Source organism: Methylomonas sp. LWB, assembly GCF_001856095.1.
Taxonomy (GTDB): Bacteria; Pseudomonadota; Gammaproteobacteria; order Methylococcales; family Methylomonadaceae; genus Methylomonas; species Methylomonas koyamae_A.
On record NZ_MKMC01000004.1, the window covers coordinates 25,652 to 39,937 of the forward strand.

General features: G+C 57.2%; 15 protein-coding genes. 8 read left to right on the plus strand and 7 right to left on the minus strand.

The window, feature by feature from the left end; genetic code table 11:
* Positions 1-30 precede the first annotated feature (30 nt).
* The 6 genes from ribE to BJL95_RS01730 all read left to right on the plus strand — a co-directional run bounded on the left by ribE (position 31) and on the right by BJL95_RS01730 (position 4,019).
* A complete protein-coding gene (gene ribE, locus BJL95_RS01705) occupies positions 31-504 on the plus strand; it encodes a 6,7-dimethyl-8-ribityllumazine synthase (protein ID WP_064028955.1) in 474 nt (157 codons plus the stop codon).
* Complete coding sequence (gene nusB, locus BJL95_RS01710) at positions 504-953, plus strand: transcription antitermination factor NusB (RefSeq protein ID WP_071155022.1); 450 nt, start codon at positions 504-506, stop codon at positions 951-953. The genes ribE and nusB overlap by 1 nt, the downstream gene beginning before the upstream one ends.
* A gap of 33 nt (positions 954-986) precedes the next feature.
* On the plus strand, positions 987-1,928 hold the full coding sequence (gene thiL, locus BJL95_RS01715; RefSeq protein ID WP_071155023.1) for a thiamine-phosphate kinase: 942 nt from the start codon (positions 987-989) through the stop codon (positions 1,926-1,928).
* Complete coding sequence (locus tag BJL95_RS01720; protein WP_071155024.1) at positions 1,912-2,427, plus strand: phosphatidylglycerophosphatase A; 516 nt, start codon at positions 1,912-1,914, stop codon at positions 2,425-2,427. The genes thiL and BJL95_RS01720 overlap by 17 nt, the downstream gene beginning before the upstream one ends.
* A 104-nt stretch (positions 2,428-2,531) precedes the next feature.
* A complete protein-coding gene (locus BJL95_RS01725; RefSeq protein ID WP_064028963.1) occupies positions 2,532-3,332 on the plus strand; it encodes a heme-binding protein in 801 nt (266 codons plus the stop codon).
* A gap of 75 nt (positions 3,333-3,407) precedes the next feature.
* The gene (locus BJL95_RS01730; RefSeq protein WP_083385558.1) at positions 3,408-4,019 is read left to right on the plus strand and encodes a HEAT repeat domain-containing protein; all 612 of its coding nucleotides are present in this window, start codon (positions 3,408-3,410) and stop codon (positions 4,017-4,019) included.
* 223 nt (positions 4,020-4,242) lie between these two features.
* Here BJL95_RS01730 and BJL95_RS01735 read toward each other — a convergent pair whose 3' ends face one another.
* The 4 genes from BJL95_RS01735 to BJL95_RS01745 all read right to left on the minus strand — a co-directional run bounded on the left by BJL95_RS01735 (position 4,243) and on the right by BJL95_RS01745 (position 7,211).
* A complete protein-coding gene (locus BJL95_RS01735) occupies positions 4,243-4,572 on the minus strand; it encodes a hypothetical protein (protein ID WP_064028967.1) in 330 nt (109 codons plus the stop codon).
* 174 nt (positions 4,573-4,746) lie between these two features.
* On the minus strand, positions 4,747-4,908 hold the full coding sequence (locus tag BJL95_RS25010; protein WP_175463628.1) for a hypothetical protein: 162 nt from the start codon (positions 4,906-4,908) through the stop codon (positions 4,747-4,749).
* Between the two features lie 243 nt (positions 4,909-5,151).
* Complete coding sequence (locus BJL95_RS01740; protein WP_071155026.1) at positions 5,152-5,730, minus strand: ANTAR domain-containing response regulator; 579 nt, start codon at positions 5,728-5,730, stop codon at positions 5,152-5,154.
* Positions 5,731-5,732: 2 nt separating this feature from the next.
* Positions 5,733-7,211, minus strand: a complete 1,479-nt coding sequence (locus BJL95_RS01745) for an MFS transporter (protein WP_071155027.1) — start codon at positions 7,209-7,211, stop codon at positions 5,733-5,735.
* Positions 7,212-7,700: 489 nt separating this feature from the next.
* On the opposite strand from BJL95_RS01745, the gene nirB reads away from it, so the two are divergent.
* Both nirB and nirD read left to right on the plus strand, forming a co-directional pair.
* Positions 7,701-10,241: a nitrite reductase large subunit NirB gene (nirB, locus tag BJL95_RS01750; RefSeq protein WP_071155028.1), complete on the plus strand. Its 2,541-nt coding sequence runs from the start codon at positions 7,701-7,703 to the stop codon at positions 10,239-10,241.
* The gene (nirD, locus tag BJL95_RS01755) at positions 10,241-10,576 is read left to right on the plus strand and encodes a nitrite reductase small subunit NirD (protein ID WP_071155029.1); all 336 of its coding nucleotides are present in this window, start codon (positions 10,241-10,243) and stop codon (positions 10,574-10,576) included. Before nirB ends, nirD begins: the two co-directional genes overlap by 1 nt.
* Before the next feature lie 31 nt (positions 10,577-10,607).
* Here the strand turns inward: nirD and BJL95_RS01760 are convergent, their stop codons facing one another.
* The 3 genes from BJL95_RS01760 to BJL95_RS01770 form a co-directional block, all read right to left on the minus strand.
* A complete protein-coding gene (locus BJL95_RS01760) occupies positions 10,608-12,335 on the minus strand; it encodes a DEAD/DEAH box helicase (RefSeq protein WP_071155030.1) in 1,728 nt (575 codons plus the stop codon).
* Positions 12,336-12,455: 120 nt separating this feature from the next.
* The gene (locus tag BJL95_RS01765) at positions 12,456-13,430 is read right to left on the minus strand and encodes a heme A synthase (protein ID WP_071155031.1); all 975 of its coding nucleotides are present in this window, start codon (positions 13,428-13,430) and stop codon (positions 12,456-12,458) included.
* Between the two features lie 6 nt (positions 13,431-13,436).
* Positions 13,437-14,279, minus strand: coding sequence for an HDOD domain-containing protein (locus tag BJL95_RS01770; RefSeq protein WP_064028981.1), 843 nt, complete (start codon positions 14,277-14,279; stop codon positions 13,437-13,439).
* Positions 14,280-14,286: the final 7 nt, after the last annotated feature.

A 14,286-nucleotide genomic window follows, 5' to 3' on the forward strand; every position in this document is an offset into this window, starting at 1 on the left:
TCGTCATCGCTCAACTCTATTGGATAAGTTATGTCAGTCAGTATCGTAGAAGGTCATTTGTCGGCCCAGGGCGGCAAGTTTTGCATCGTTTCCTCGCGTTTCAACAGCTTCATCGTCGGCCAGTTGGAAGCCGGCGCCATCGACGCGTTGGTCCGCCACGGCGCCGCCGAAGCCGACATCAAGTTGATCAAAGTGCCGGGCGCTTTCGAATTGCCGGTGGCGGTGCAACGCATCGCGGCCGCGAAAAAATACGATGCGATTATCGTACTGGGCGCGGTGATTCGCGGCGGTACTCCGCATTTCGAATATGTGGCCGGCGAATGCGTCAAGGGCATCGCCCAAGTTGCGTTGCAGTACGACGTGCCGGTCAGCTTCGGCGTGTTGACGGTCGACAGCATCGAACAAGCCATCGAGCGCGCCGGCACCAAGGCCGGCAACAAGGGCGCCGAAGCGGCGATGTCCGCCATCGAAATGGTCAGCCTGTTCAACAACCTGAGCCTTTAATGAGTCAAGCCAAAACCAACGCCAGAAAATGCGCGGTTCAGGCGCTGTATCAATGGCAGATGTCGGGCGATAGCCTGAGCCGCATCGAAACCTATTTCCTGGAAGAAGAGCATCTGAAGGGTGCGCAAAAAAGCTATTTCAGCGAGATTTTTCACGGCGTGCCCAAGCAACTGGATATCGTCGATGCGGCGTTGGCGGGCTTTGTCGATCGGCCCATCGAAAAAATCGATCCGGTCGAGCGAGCGATACTGCGGATAGGCGCTTACGAGTTGATTTACCGGTTGGAAACGCCGTACAAAGTCATCATCAACGAAGCCGTTAACTTGGCCAAGTGTTTCGGCGCGGAAGGTAGCCACAAATACGTCAACGGTATTCTTGACAAAGTCTCCCAGACTCAGCGAGCGGTCGAAATCGCCGCTAAGCAGAAGCAAGGGTTGCCGAAAGTCTGACGACCGGCGCGATGGCGATTTCTTGGGTGGCTCATGCCTGAACGACTAGGCGAATTCGATCTGATTCGCCGTTATTTCGCGGCGGACGCGCCGCGCCATCCCCACAACAAGCTCGGAATCGGCGACGACTGCGCGCTGATGAGTCTGCCGCCCGGCCAGCACTTGGCGATCACCGCCGACACCATGGTCGAAAATGTGCATTTCTTCGCCGATGCCGCGCCCGAGGATTTGGGTCACAAGTTGCTGGCCGTGAACCTCAGCGATCTCGCGGCGATGGGGGCCGAGCCGTTTGCGGTGACCTTGGCCTTAACCCTGCCCAAAGTGGATCCGACTTGGTTGGAAGCGTTTTCGCGCGGTTTTTTGACGCTGGCTCGCCGCTTTAACGTCGATTTGATCGGCGGCGATACCACGTCGGGACCGTTGACGCTGACCGTGCAGGCGATGGGCACGGTGCCGAGCGGGGCGGCGTTGACCCGCTCGGCGGCCAACGTCGGCGATTTTGTGTATCTGAGCGGACCTGTCGGCGATGCCGGGTTGGGCTTGAAGATCAAGCGAGGTTATCGCTGCGCGTTCCCTGAAATGCCACTGCGCTGTTTTCATCGGCCCGAGCCTAGAGTCGAACTGGGGTTGGCGTTGCGGGGCATCGCTCACGCCTGTATCGATATTTCCGACGGATTGGCGGCCGATTTGGGACATATTTTGACGCAAAGCCGGGTCGGCGCCTGTCTGGACTGGTCGGCCTTGGTGTTTTCCGATGCGATGGACGCCTATTTGGCCGAAACCGGCGACTGGCGGCTACCGCTCACCGCCGGCGACGACTATCAACTCTGCTTTACGGTGCCTCCGGATCGGTCCGCCGCGCTACCGGCCGGTTGCCGGAAAATCGGCGTCATCGAAGTCGAACCTGGCCTCCGTCTGCGCCGCGCCGGGTCTATCGAATTGTTGGAGTTTACCGGTTATGAGCATTTTCTTTAGAGCGTCCTACGGTAAGGCTGGCTTATCGGCCGGCGACATCTTGCGCGATGTCAGGCTGTGGCTGGCGTTCGGTTTTGGCGCCGGCTTGATCAAGCGCGCGCCGGGTACCTTCGGCACGTTGGCGGCCTTGCCGGTTTACGCGGCCTTGTTGCAAACCGGTTTCTGGGGCTACTGGTTGGCGACGGCGGTAGTCATCGCGGTCGGCATTCATTTGTGCGATTACGCCGCCGCGCGCCTGCAAGTTCACGATTTCGGCGGCATCGTCTGGGACGAAATCGCCGGCTTGTTGTTGACGATGGCCTGGGTGCCGTTTTCGTGGAGGAACTTGGCGCTGGGTTTTGCGTTGTTCAGATTTTTCGACATCGTCAAGCCTTGGCCGATCGGCTGGCTGGACCGTCGCATCCACGGCGGTTTGGGCATCATGTTGGACGATGTCGTCGCCGGGCTGTTCGCGGCGCTAGTATTGGTGTTGTGCGCGCCGTGGATGTCGCAATATTAGCGCCAGCTAAACCGTTAGACAGGATGGCGGGCCTTTGCTATAAATAAATTCCCGCTCAACGCGCGGGGCCATTCCAGAATAATCAAATAACGAGAGAAGCAACTATGAAAACAAAAAAACTGTTGGCCTTAAGCCTGGGTAGCGCCGCGCTGGTATTGTCCGCGCAAACCGTTTCCGCGGCTTGCAGCGATGTTTCGCGCTCGGCGTTGACCGACGCGATCAGTGCCGCGGAAGCCGCAAGCACTGGAGGTTATGGACTGAATATGTGGGTGACCGTGGTCGACGAGACCGGCAAGGTGTGCCACGTCGCCACCAGCGGCACTACCGGCTCGGCGGCAGGTAACTCCGAATGGCTGGGCAGCCGGGTCATTTCGGCTCAAAAAGCCTTTACCGCCAACGCCTTCAGTCTGGACGGCTACGCCATCTCCACCGGTAACTTGTACTCGGCGGTGCAGCCTGGCGGCAGTCTATACGGTCTACAGCACAGCAATCCGGTTGATGCCAGCCGGGCTTACGCGGGCAGTCCGAATGCCTACGGTACTAACAGCGATCCTTTGAAAAACAAACGGGTCGGCGGCGTGAACGTATTCGGCGGCGGATTGGCTATCTATAGTGGTGGCCATAAAGTCGGCGCAATCGGCGTCTCCGGCGATACCTCCTGCCGCGATCATGCCTACGCTTGGCGGGTTCGCGAAGCATTGGGCATGCATCCGGCCGGTACCGGCATCACCACGTCCAACATGAATGCCGCCGGTACCGCGCAAACGGCGTTGACCGGCGCGGCCAAGGGCGACGAATTGATTCTGACTGGAACCGGCGGCTATTGGGACGCCTGGTCGCAGCCGGCTTGCCCGAATTCCACGCCGACGGCAACGACGGCCAACGGCACTTTGCAAGCGCCTTGATTGCTTGAGGCAGGTGTCGCGCGGCCTGCTGCCATCGGCGTGAGAGTGTCGCTAGTCCTGGTTGGGGCGTTGCTTATGGCGCCTTATCTCGCATTGGGCCTGTTGCCGATTTGGCAACAGGTCCGCGTCGTTCGGCCTTGCCCGGCGGCGGGAGGGGTTCCAATTCAGGCGTCCCGGTCCATGCCGGACTTGCACCAGCTTGCTTCGTCAGCCGAATCCGGCGGTGGAGCGTCTACCCCGGAGCAGATCGCCGAAGAAGAGAGTGTCGACCTCGAACAGGTGGAAACCGCCAGACAGTGGCTCGGCGATCACGATCCCGCGCAACGTATCGCAGGCGCTCAACAACTGGCGGCCTATCCGACTCCGGAGGCCGGTCGCTATCTATTGGAAGCCTTGCGGCAAGATCGAGTCGGGGAAGTTCGTGCGGCGGCGGCGGAAAGTCTGGGTTATTTCGATCAACCAGCGCTGCCGGTCTACGATGCCTTGATAGCGGCATTGAACGACCCTGACGAAGCGGTTCGATTCAATGCCTTCAGCGCCCTACAAACACTGATGGATAAGCTGGTGGACCAGCCCAGGTTGCTGGCGCGATTGCAGGCAAAATTAAAACAAATCTTGAAGTCCAAGAAACTGCCGGCCGATAGCCGTGTAGCGGTCGAGGGCTATTTGCAAGATCAGTCGCCTTGACAGCCGCGTTGTCCGGCTGTCTGGCCGGACGAGAGGTGCGAGTATTTCGGCCGAATTAGGTCAAGCAAAATACGTAGTAACTGTAGTAAAACACGATAAAAAACAACAGTACGTTCAACAGTCTCTCGACGGCCAAATGCCCGGCCGATACTTTGGATGTTTTAGTTTTCAAGACTCCCTCCCGAACTTTAGTGCCGCGAAAGCGGTTTTGATCTATCAAGGCTTAGCGGCCGATGCCGTTGCCTATCCACGCGCCGGCGGCAGCGCCCAAACCCGCGCCCAGCGGGTCACCCTTGCTGATTTCGTAGCCGACCGCGCTACCGAGCGCGCCGCCGACCAAGCCTTCGGTCGAACGTCGATCATTGCTTGGATTAGTGCCGGGCATTTGCGCGTAACGCGGTTGTAATGCGGGAGCCGGGCGGTAAACGTGCTCCACGACGACCGGCTCGCGATGATGGTGACCGTGTTTGCGGTGCCCGTGCCCGTGGTCGTCGGCCATCGCAAAATTAGGAAAAACGAATCCGACGCAGACTACCAGCGTGGTTTTCAACATGATGACTCCATTTCAAGATTGTTAAGGAAAAGTCTAGTCACGCAAGCTGAATCCCGAATGAATAAACCATTAGGAATCGATTAAAACTAAAGAGGCTTGGCCGATAGGTCGGGACTGTTTACCGAATTTCGCTTCAATGTACACGAAAGTCAAAAAACGTGTTAGCATTTTTGCTCAGTTGACAGGTGGCTGTTCAACGCCATCGTTTTCAGCGATGTCAAACGGCGCGACCGATTTTTTGGTGGGCTTGATGGTAGCGAATCGATTATACTGCAACTGTTCCGGTGCCTTGTTTTTTGCGGCGGCTAAGCTGCTGCGTAAACGTTTGGTTTTCAATGATTTCTAGGAGCTGTTCATGTTGATAAGTAGTCGAAATCGAGTAGTTGCGGGAATTAGCCGGGTAGTGCTAGTGGTGGCGGGTGTCTTATTGATATCACTAGGTTTGTCTCCCAGTATTCGGGCCGATAATCTATCGGAGCCGCCATTCGGCGGGGCGGGAGTCGGGTGTCCAACCAGTTTCCGGTAAGGCGATACGCTGAGCAAGGAGACTAGCGTAGTTCTCGGCTCGTAGAGGTAACTCTACTTGAACAGTTCGGCCATCGAAATCACGTTTTTCGCCATTTCGCCGATTGCCATGTTGCGGTCCATCGCTAATTTGCGCAAGGCATGGTAAGCCTCTTCTTCGCTAAAGCTCTGCGATTTCATTAGGATTGCCTTCGCGCGGTCCACCAGCTTGCGATCTTCCAGCTGGGTCTTGGTTTTTTTCAATTCGTCCTTGAGGGCTTGATGTTCCTTGAAACGGGCGATGGCGATATCGACGATGGATTTGATGCGTTTCGCTTCCAGGCCGTCGACAATATAAGCGCTGACGCCGGCCTTGATGACTTTGTTGATGGTTTCGGTTTGCTGGTCCTCCGCAAACATCACCACCGGCAACGAATAGCTCTGATTGATTTCGATGATGGTTTTCAGAATCGGCTCGGTAGGGGTGTAAAGATTGAGTACCACCACGTCCGGGTGCAAGGTTTGGACGATGCGCAGCATATCCAACTCCTGCAGCTTCAACGTGGCGACTTCGCAGCCGTGTTGGCGTAGCGTGCGTTCCAGCACGCGATCGCTGTCGAATTCGTCGACGACTAAGACATTCAACACTGTCATCGTCAATCCAGCTCGATTTGTACCAAGCTGCCGTCCGGCATGATTTCGGTGATAAAGTTTTTCGGTTCCCTCAGAAAATAAATCAATCCGAGAAGGATCGCGCACGCGCCGCCCAACATCAGAAAAAAGCTGAATGTGGAGACGAAAGTCAGCAAGATCAGAAACACGATGGCGCCGGCATTGCCGTAAGCGCCGACGATGCCGGCGACTTCGCCGGTGATCGATCGCTTGATCAACGGCACGAACGCAAAGATGGCGCCTTCGGCCGCTTGCATGAACACCGAACAAATCAACGTGACGGCCACGCTCAAGGCGATGGACCAGTCCGGCGAAATCCAGGCCATCGCCAGATAGCCAAGCGCAAGTCCGGCCACGAACAGCGTCAGCGACAGTTTGCGGCCGATCTTGTCGCTGAGCCAGCCGCCGGCCGGCCGGGCGACGACGTTGGTCACGACGAAACTGGAGGCCAGCAGGCCGGCATCCAGCATGTCTATGCCCTGGGTCTCGTGAAAGGTATGGAAAAAAAACATCGGTAACATCGATAGCACCGCCAATTTGGACCCGAACGTGACCAGATACGCGATCGCCAGGATGAACACTTGCTGGTAGCGGTAATGGTGAATGCTGGGGATGGGGGCGCTCAGTTTATCGGCGTTGTTGTTGACGAGTTGATGAGCATGAGCCAGAAACAGCAGCCACACCGTCAACTGGATTCCCAGATGCCAATCCTGGCTCAACACCGGCGTTGCCGGCATCGCCAGCTTCCAGGCAAGTAGCGAAATCGTCGCGTACAACGGTATCAAGCTGAACATGTACAAAAACAGATCGCGGATGCTGGAAACTTCCATCGCCAGAGGTCGGCGGGTTTTCAGGCCGGCCAGCTCCGGAGGCAAATTCTCCACGCTAAAGTAATAAACGATCGAGTAAAGCAGCGCGATCGCGCCTGTCAACGCCACCGCATAGCGCCAGCCGTGCTCTGCGCCGAAATAAAACGCCAGGCCCGGCAGAAAAATGGCCGCGAATGCCGAGCCGAAATTGCCCCAGCCGGCATAAATACCTTCGGCGGTGCCGACCTGGCTAGCCGGAAACCAGTCGCCGATGATACGCACGCCAACCACGAAACCGGCACCGATAAACCCTAGCAAGAATCGCGACCAAGCCAATTCTGCGAAATTGTCGGCGGCGGCGAACATAAAGCACGGAATGCTACAAACCGCCAACAACACGCTGTAGCTGATTTTTGCACCAAACCGGTCCACCAGCATGCCGGTCGCGACTCTGGCGGGAATTGTCAGCGCCACGTTCAGTAGCAACAAAATGTCGATTTCGGTTTGACTGATGCCCAGGTCTTGCTGAATCAAAACCAGCAGAGAAGCATGGTTAAACCAGACCACGAAGCTGATGAAAAAGGCCATCCAGCTCATGTGTAGCACTTTGGCCTTGCCTTGTAGCGACAGTAACTTGAACGGCGTAAAAGTCATGAAAGATCCGAACGATTGAATTTGGGTAAGCGGGAAGCAGATTGCATGCCAGCGATTTCAACGAGTCAAGACGGTTGCGGCGTTGATACGGCCGCGCGACCGTGTGCTCAAGCGATAGACGGAGAGGGAAGCGTTGGACATTGGGCATGGGTCTTGGTTAATCGTGGGCCAGTTTGGTGCGAATATTTTGTTGGTTTGCATTGTTTGGGTGCGCTGATCGTCCCGGTCGAGCGCCGTTAATTTTATAAAGTCGTTATAAATCAATTGAAAGAGAGTTGTGGCATGGAATTTGATTGATTCTGGTCAAGTCTCGTCGTTGGACTTGCCCCCGTATTAGACCTGGACAAAGGCGTCCTGCGCGAATGATGTTAATCATTCGCCAGGGCGCCTTTTTTTTGGCCTGAACAAAAGTTTCGCGACGACTAGACCCGAATTAGCTTGCAACGCGGGCGGTTCGGAGTAATTCAGCCCAATTAACAGGAGTCGCGGATGAGCACGCAACAAACCTTGGTCGTGATCGGTAACGGTATGGTCGGCCAGCACTTTTTAACCGGCTTGGTCGAAAGCGAAATCGCTGATCGCTATCGCGTGGTGACCTTTTGCGAGGAGCCGAGGCCGGCCTACGATCGGGTGCATTTATCGGCCTACTTCACCGGTAAGACCGCCGACGAATTGTCGTTGGTCGAGACAGGCTTTTTCGAACGGCACGGCATCGAGCTGCATCTGGGCGACAGGGCAATCGGTATCGATCGCCAGCGCAAGCAAGTGATTTCCGCCAACGGTGCGATCATCCAATACGACAAGCTGGTCTTGGCGACCGGTTCCTATCCGTTCGTACCGCTGATCGCCGGCCGGGATCGCCCGCGTTGTCTGGTGTATCGCACGATAGAAGATTTGGAGGCGATCAAGGCCGCCGCCGCCGAATCCCGGATCGGTGCCGTGATCGGCGGTGGGCTGTTAGGACTGGAAGCGGCCAAGGCTTTGAAGGATTTGGGCTTGGAAACCCATGTCGTCGAATTCGCCTCGCGGCTGATGGCGGTGCAACTCGACGACGGCGGTGCCGCGATGTTGAAGCGGAAAATCGAGGCCTTGGGCGTCGTTACCCATTTGAATAAAAACACCACCGCGATCATCGACGGCGAAACGGCCTTGCACCGGATGACCTTTGTCGATGGCAGTCATCTGGAAACCGATATCGTGTTGTTTTCCGCCGGGATTCGACCGCGCGATGAACTAGCCAGCGCCAGCGGTCTGGCGGCCGGGTCGCGCGGCGGGATTGCGATAGACAATCAGTGCCGGACTTCCGATCCGGATATTTACGCGATCGGCGAATGCGCGTGCTGGAACGGCCAGATCTTCGGTTTGGTCGCGCCGGGTTACGCGATGGCCAGAACCGTGCTGGCCGACTTAGCCGAGGCCGACGCGGCCTTTACCGGCGCCGACATGAGTACCAAATTGAAGCTGATGGGGGTCGATGTCGCGAGTATCGGCGACGCTCAGGCCAGGACCCCCGGTTCGCTGGTCTACAGCTATCAGGACGGTGCCGGCGAAATCTACAAACGGCTGGTCGTCAGCGCGGATAACCGGCGCTTGCTGGGGGCTGTGCTGGTCGGCGACGCGGCCGATTACGGTACCTTGCTGCAATATTGTTTGAACGGTATCGAACTGCCGGCGCAACCGGATACGCTGATTTTACCGGCGCGCGGCGATGCGCCGGCCGGACTCGGCGCGGATGCCTTGCCGGCCAGCGCCCAAATCTGTTCCTGTCACGACGTTAGCAAGGGCCAAATTTGCGATGCCGTCGCCGCCGGTTGCGTCAGCATCGGCGATTTAAAAGCCGCCACCAAGGCCGCCACCGGCTGCGGCGGTTGCAGTGCCTTGTTGAAATCGGTGCTGGATAGCGAACTGACCAAACTCGGCGTCGCGGTCAGTACCGATCTTTGCGAGCATTTTCCGCATACCCGCCAGGACTTGTACCATTTGGTGATGGTCGGCCAGATCAAGACCTTCGACGAGTTGTTGGACCGGCACGGACACGGCTTGGGTTGCGATGTCTGCAAGCAAGCGGTCGGCTCGATCTTGGCTTCGTACTGGAACGACTACATATTGGAAAAACCGCATGTAGGTTTGCAGGATACCAATGATACCTTTTTGGCCAACATCCAAAAAGACGGCACTTATTCGGTGGTTCCGCGCATTGCCGGCGGCGAAATTACCCCGGAAATGTTGATAGCGCTCGGCCAAGTCGCTAAAAAATACCGTTTGTATACCAAAATCACCGGCGGTCAGCGCGTCGATTTGTTCGGTGCTAGGGTCGAGCAATTACCGGTGATTTGGCGGGAATTGATCGCGGCCGGCTTCGAGTCCGGTCATGCTTACGGCAAATCCTTGCGCACCGTGAAATCCTGCGTCGGCAGCACTTGGTGCCGCTACGGCGTCGACGACAGCGTCGGTCTGGCGATCGAATTGGAAAATCGTTACAAAGGCTTGCGGGCACCGCATAAAATCAAAATGGCGGTGTCCGGTTGCACCCGCGAATGCGCTGAAGCGCAGGGTAAGGACATCGGCGTGATCGCCACCGAAAACGGTTGGAACTTGTATGTGTGCGGTAACGGCGGCATGAAGCCGCGCCACGCCGATCTGTTCGCGACCAATCTGGATAGGGAAACCTTGATTCGCTACATCGATCGGCTGCTGATCTTTTACGTGCGCACCGCCGCGCGCCTGCAACGGACCTCGGTGTGGCTGGAAAACCTGGACGGCGGCTTGGCTTATTTAAAAGAGGTGGTGATGGCCGACAAGCTCGGGATCGCCGCCGATCTGGAGCGGCAAATGCAGCACGTCATCGACACTTATCAATGCGAATGGAAAACCACGCTGGCCGACGAAACCCGTTTGAAACGTTTCCGGCAATTCGTCAACAGCGATTTGGGAGACGAAGGTGTCGTGTTTGTCGAGGAACGCGGTCAAATCCGGCCGGCCGATCCTGACGAACGCAAGCATTTCAAATTGGTCGAGGAGGCCGCGTGATGAGCCGCTGGATAGAAATCTGCTCGGTTGAGGATTTGCAACCCGATTCCGGCATTTGCGCCCGGCTAGCCGGCAAGCAAGTCGCGTTGTTTTTTCTGCCCCGTTTGAACGCGGTATTCGCGATTGGCAATTGCGACCCCTTCAGCCAAGCCAACGTATTGTCGCGCGGGATGGTGGGCGACATCGGCGGTGAGCCGATGGTGGCCTCGCCGATGTACAAGCAGCATTTCAGTCTGCGGAGCGGGATTTGTTTCGAGGACGCCGCGGTTCGGGTACCGGTATTTCAGGCCCGCATCGAACAAGGCCGGGTTGAAGTCAACAGTTCGGCGGACTGATTGGCACTTGCCGGCCAGTCCGCCGCCGGGCCTATTCCTGCGATTTAGCGCGTTTCGACGGCGAGCCGACCCGCTTTTTGCTTTTGGCCTTTTTGATCGAGGCGGGGTCGAAGTGTGAGATATTCAGCGGCTTGCCGACGACCCGCACCTTTTTCAGCGCCTGAAACAGGTCCTTGGGCATGCCAGCCGGCAATTCGACGGTGCTGTAGGTTTCCTCGATTTTAATCCGGGCGATATGTTCGCCGTCGATGCCCGTTTCGTTCGCGATCGCGCCGACAATATTGCCCGGCTTGACGCCGTCGTTACGGCCGATTTCGATGCGGAACAATTCCATTTCGACCTGGCTGGCGCCCCGGCCGCGCTCGTGCCGCGGGCCGCGCTCGCCCCGTTCGTGCGGTCTGTCGTCGGACGGCCGGGCCGGTTTTTTTCCGGAATCCTTGAGTAGCAACGGGGTGTCGCCCTGCAGCAATTGCGCCAGCGCGGCGGCAATGTCGATGGCCGGCACGTCGTGTTCGACTTGGTACTGATTGATCAGTTGGTGGAAAAAGCTCAGTTCCGCGGACGCCAGTGTGTCGGTGATTCGCTGCTTAAAGCGGATCACCCGGGCATTGTTGATGAACTCGGTGGAAGGCAATTGCATTTCCGCGACTTTCTGGCGGGTGGCTTGTTCGATGTTGGCCAGCAAACGTTTTTCGCGCGGCGAAACGAATAGTATCGCATCCCCGGTGCGGCCGGCGCGGCCGGTGCGGCCGATCCGGTGGACGTAGGATTCGGTGTCGTAAGGAATGTCGTAGTTGACGACGTGAGTGATCCGGTCCACGTCCAAACCGCGCGCGGCCACGTCCGTGGCAATCAATATGTCCAGCTTGCCGCTTTTCAAATGATCGATAGCCCGTTCACGCAAGGCCTGCGACATATCGCCATTGATCGCGGCGGCGGAAAAACCGCGGGCTTCCAGTTTTTCGGCAACCTCGACGGTGGCGGTCTTGGTGCGGACGAAAATGATCATGCCGTCGAAATTCTCGGCTTCCAGAATTCGGGTCAGCGCGTCCATTTTGTGCTGGCCGTTGACGAAGCAATAGCGCTGGCGGATGTTCTCGGCGGTCGTGGTTTTGACCTTGATGGTGACCTGTTCCGGTTCGTTCAGATAGCGCTGAGCGATCTTGCGGATTTCGGCTGGCATTGTCGCGGAGAACAGTGCGGTTTGTCGGGTCGGCGGGGTTTGCTCCAGGATCCATTCGACGTCATCGATGAAGCCCATGCGCAGCATTTCGTCGGCTTCGTCGAGCACTAGCGTCGTCAATTGGTCCAGTTTCAAGGTTCCGCGGCGCATGTGATCCATGACCCGGCCCGGCGTGCCGACGATCACATGCGCGCCGCGATTCAGTTGCCGCAATTGGCTGGTGTAATCCTGGCCGCCGTATATCGGCAACACGTGAAAACCCTTGATATGCGCCGCGTAGCTTTGAAAAGCCTCGGCGACTTGGATGGCCAGTTCCCGGGTCGGCGCTAGCACCAAGGCTTGCGGGTCTTTTTGTTTCAGATCGATTCGGGTCAGAATCGGTAAAGCGAAGGCGGCGGTCTTGCCGGTACCGGTTTGGGCCTGGCCCAACACGTCGCGGCCGGACATCACGAAGGGGATAATTTGGGCCTGAATCGGCGAGGGGGTTTCGTAACCGATGCCCTCTAGAGCTTTAAGAATGGGGTCGGATAGCGCTAGATCTTTGAAGGAAGGCGTGGCGGCGGGGGTTTCGGACATTAAATTTACCTGTGGAAAAAAAGAGATCGCCCCGGTTGATACCGGGTCACTCGACCATTGTACCTCAGTTTGCCGGGTTTATTTTTAACTTATTGATAATTTGGATAAAACGTCCACGGATTAGGCCGGGCGCCCAGATGCGTATTTCAGACAAATCCAAATGAAAAATTGAGCGCCGAAAATCAGATTCGCCATCAGCAAATGTAGCGGTTGGGCGGCGGCCGGAAAACCCAGGCGATCTAGGCTCACGCCGGCCAGAATCGCGGTAACGATCAGACCGCTTAGGGCATAGGCCATGCGCCGCAATAGATTGCCGGGCGCGGTGTGCTCGACGATTTGCCAGGCCAACCACAGATTGGTGAACAGGATGATCGACGAGAATGAGCGGTGTACGTAAAAAATGATGGGAAAGCTATCCCGCCAAAATTGGCGATCGATATAGCTGTGCTGGTGAGCGATGAAATCCACTGATTCCCTGACTTGAGTGCCCATCGCGACCTGCAGCAAGGTCATGCCGATCGCGATTTTCAACACGAGCGCGAATCGCGGGGTTTGCCACCCGCCGTCCAATTGCGCCAACAGCGGTTGTTGCGAGCGGGCGATGGCGTAGATCAACAATGCGACAATGCCCAGCGCCAACAACATGTGCAGGGTGATCATCAACGGCTTTAAATTGCTGGCGACGACGGCCGATCCCAACCAACCCTGGAAGCCCACCAGCAGAAACACCGTCACAGCCAGATAGAAGATCCCCTTGTCGCCTTTCAGGTAAATGCGCGAAGCCCAGGCGGTCAGCAATATCAGCAGGCCGGTGCTGGCGCCGATCAAGCGATTAGTGTATTCGGTCCAGGTTTTTACCGGGTTGAAAGTGGTGTTCTCGTAGCCGCGTTGGGCGTAGATGTCGTGATAATTGGCGGGTAACTGCGCTTCGTCGGTTGGCGGTACCCATTGGCCGAAGCAGGTCGGCCAGTCCGGGCAGCCCATGCCGGCTCCCGAGGCGCGGACGATGCCGCCGACCAGAATCACGAAGTAGACGGCAAAAATGGTTAATGTGCCCAAGCGGCGAAAGCGGGCGGCGGCAAGCGGGTCTATCATCGTGATTTAAAAAAATAGGGATTGAGCTAATTCGATTTCTTCGGACACGCCTTCGATTTCGAGAATTTCGGCATCGCCGGCCAGTCCGAGCTTGGCGAAGGCCGGTACGGAATGCCAATCGACCCGGCAGGCCGGGTGGTCGGTGCCGGCCACGCTTTGCAGAAACGCGACTTGCACCAAATCGACGTAATCGGCTTTCGGACCCGCGTCGCGCTGAAAGTCGACGTATTCCGACGGCACCGGCTTGAGTTCCTCGGGAAAATGCCAGGTGTCCATGATGATTTTGCCGACGTGCGGGTGGGCTTTTTCCAATAACTTGTCTAGGCGGGACGGACTGTCGCGAAATTCGGGGATATTCTCGACCAGGCTGAGTATCGGCAATTTGCCGATTTGGTGTATCAAGCCGGCCAGCATGGCTTCGTCGGCGTTCAGATGCGGAGCAAAACCGGCCAGTGCCCGGCAGATTGCCGACACGTTGACGCCTTGCTCCCAGATCGTTCGGAAGTAACTTTCCAGCAAGGCCGATTTGGGGGCGAACATTTGTTGCATGATCAGGCTGGTGACTAAAGTTCGGATGGTGTTGTTACCCAGGCGAGTCACCGCCATCTGGATATTTTTGATTTCCATCGCCCCGCGATAGAGCGGGCTGTTGGCGACTTGTATCAAACGCGCGGAAATCGCCGCGTCGGTGGCAATGATCTCGGCCAGACTTTGCGCGGTCACGTCGCCCTTGCTGACGGCATCGCGCACTTTGATCGCCACGTCCGGGAGGGTCGGGAGCACCAAACGGTTGGCGTCCAATTCCGCTTGGACATGGGCTAAAAAGTCGTTAACGGATTTGAATTGCATGATGCTG

Excerpts from the sequence above, each read along its gene's own strand:
- BJL95_RS01720 (WP_071155024.1), top strand. The coding sequence starts at position 1,912 with ATGAGCATTTTCTTTAGAGCGTCCTACGGTAAGGCTGGCTTATCGGCC.
- BJL95_RS01740 (WP_071155026.1), bottom strand. The coding sequence starts at position 5,730 with ATGACAGTGTTGAATGTCTTAGTCGTCGACGAATTCGACAGCGATCGC.
- BJL95_RS01725 (WP_064028963.1), top strand. The coding sequence starts at position 2,532 with ATGAAAACAAAAAAACTGTTGGCCTTAAGCCTGGGTAGCGCCGCGCTG.
- nirD (WP_071155029.1), top strand. The coding sequence starts at position 10,241 with ATGAGCCGCTGGATAGAAATCTGCTCGGTTGAGGATTTGCAACCCGAT.
- BJL95_RS01745 (WP_071155027.1), bottom strand. The coding sequence starts at position 7,211 with ATGACTTTTACGCCGTTCAAGTTACTGTCGCTACAAGGCAAGGCCAAA.
- ribE (WP_064028955.1), top strand. The coding sequence starts at position 31 with ATGTCAGTCAGTATCGTAGAAGGTCATTTGTCGGCCCAGGGCGGCAAG.
- BJL95_RS01735 (WP_064028967.1), bottom strand. The coding sequence starts at position 4,572 with ATGTTGAAAACCACGCTGGTAGTCTGCGTCGGATTCGTTTTTCCTAAT.
- BJL95_RS01765 (WP_071155031.1), bottom strand. The coding sequence starts at position 13,430 with ATGATAGACCCGCTTGCCGCCGCCCGCTTTCGCCGCTTGGGCACATTA.
- BJL95_RS01730 (WP_083385558.1), top strand. The coding sequence starts at position 3,408 with ATGGCGCCTTATCTCGCATTGGGCCTGTTGCCGATTTGGCAACAGGTC.
- BJL95_RS01770 (WP_064028981.1), bottom strand. The coding sequence starts at position 14,279 with ATGCAATTCAAATCCGTTAACGACTTTTTAGCCCATGTCCAAGCGGAA.
- thiL (WP_071155023.1), top strand. The coding sequence starts at position 987 with ATGCCTGAACGACTAGGCGAATTCGATCTGATTCGCCGTTATTTCGCG.
- BJL95_RS01760 (WP_071155030.1), bottom strand. The coding sequence starts at position 12,335 with ATGTCCGAAACCCCCGCCGCCACGCCTTCCTTCAAAGATCTAGCGCTA.
- nusB (WP_071155022.1), top strand. The coding sequence starts at position 504 with ATGAGTCAAGCCAAAACCAACGCCAGAAAATGCGCGGTTCAGGCGCTG.
- nirB (WP_071155028.1), top strand. The coding sequence starts at position 7,701 with ATGAGCACGCAACAAACCTTGGTCGTGATCGGTAACGGTATGGTCGGC.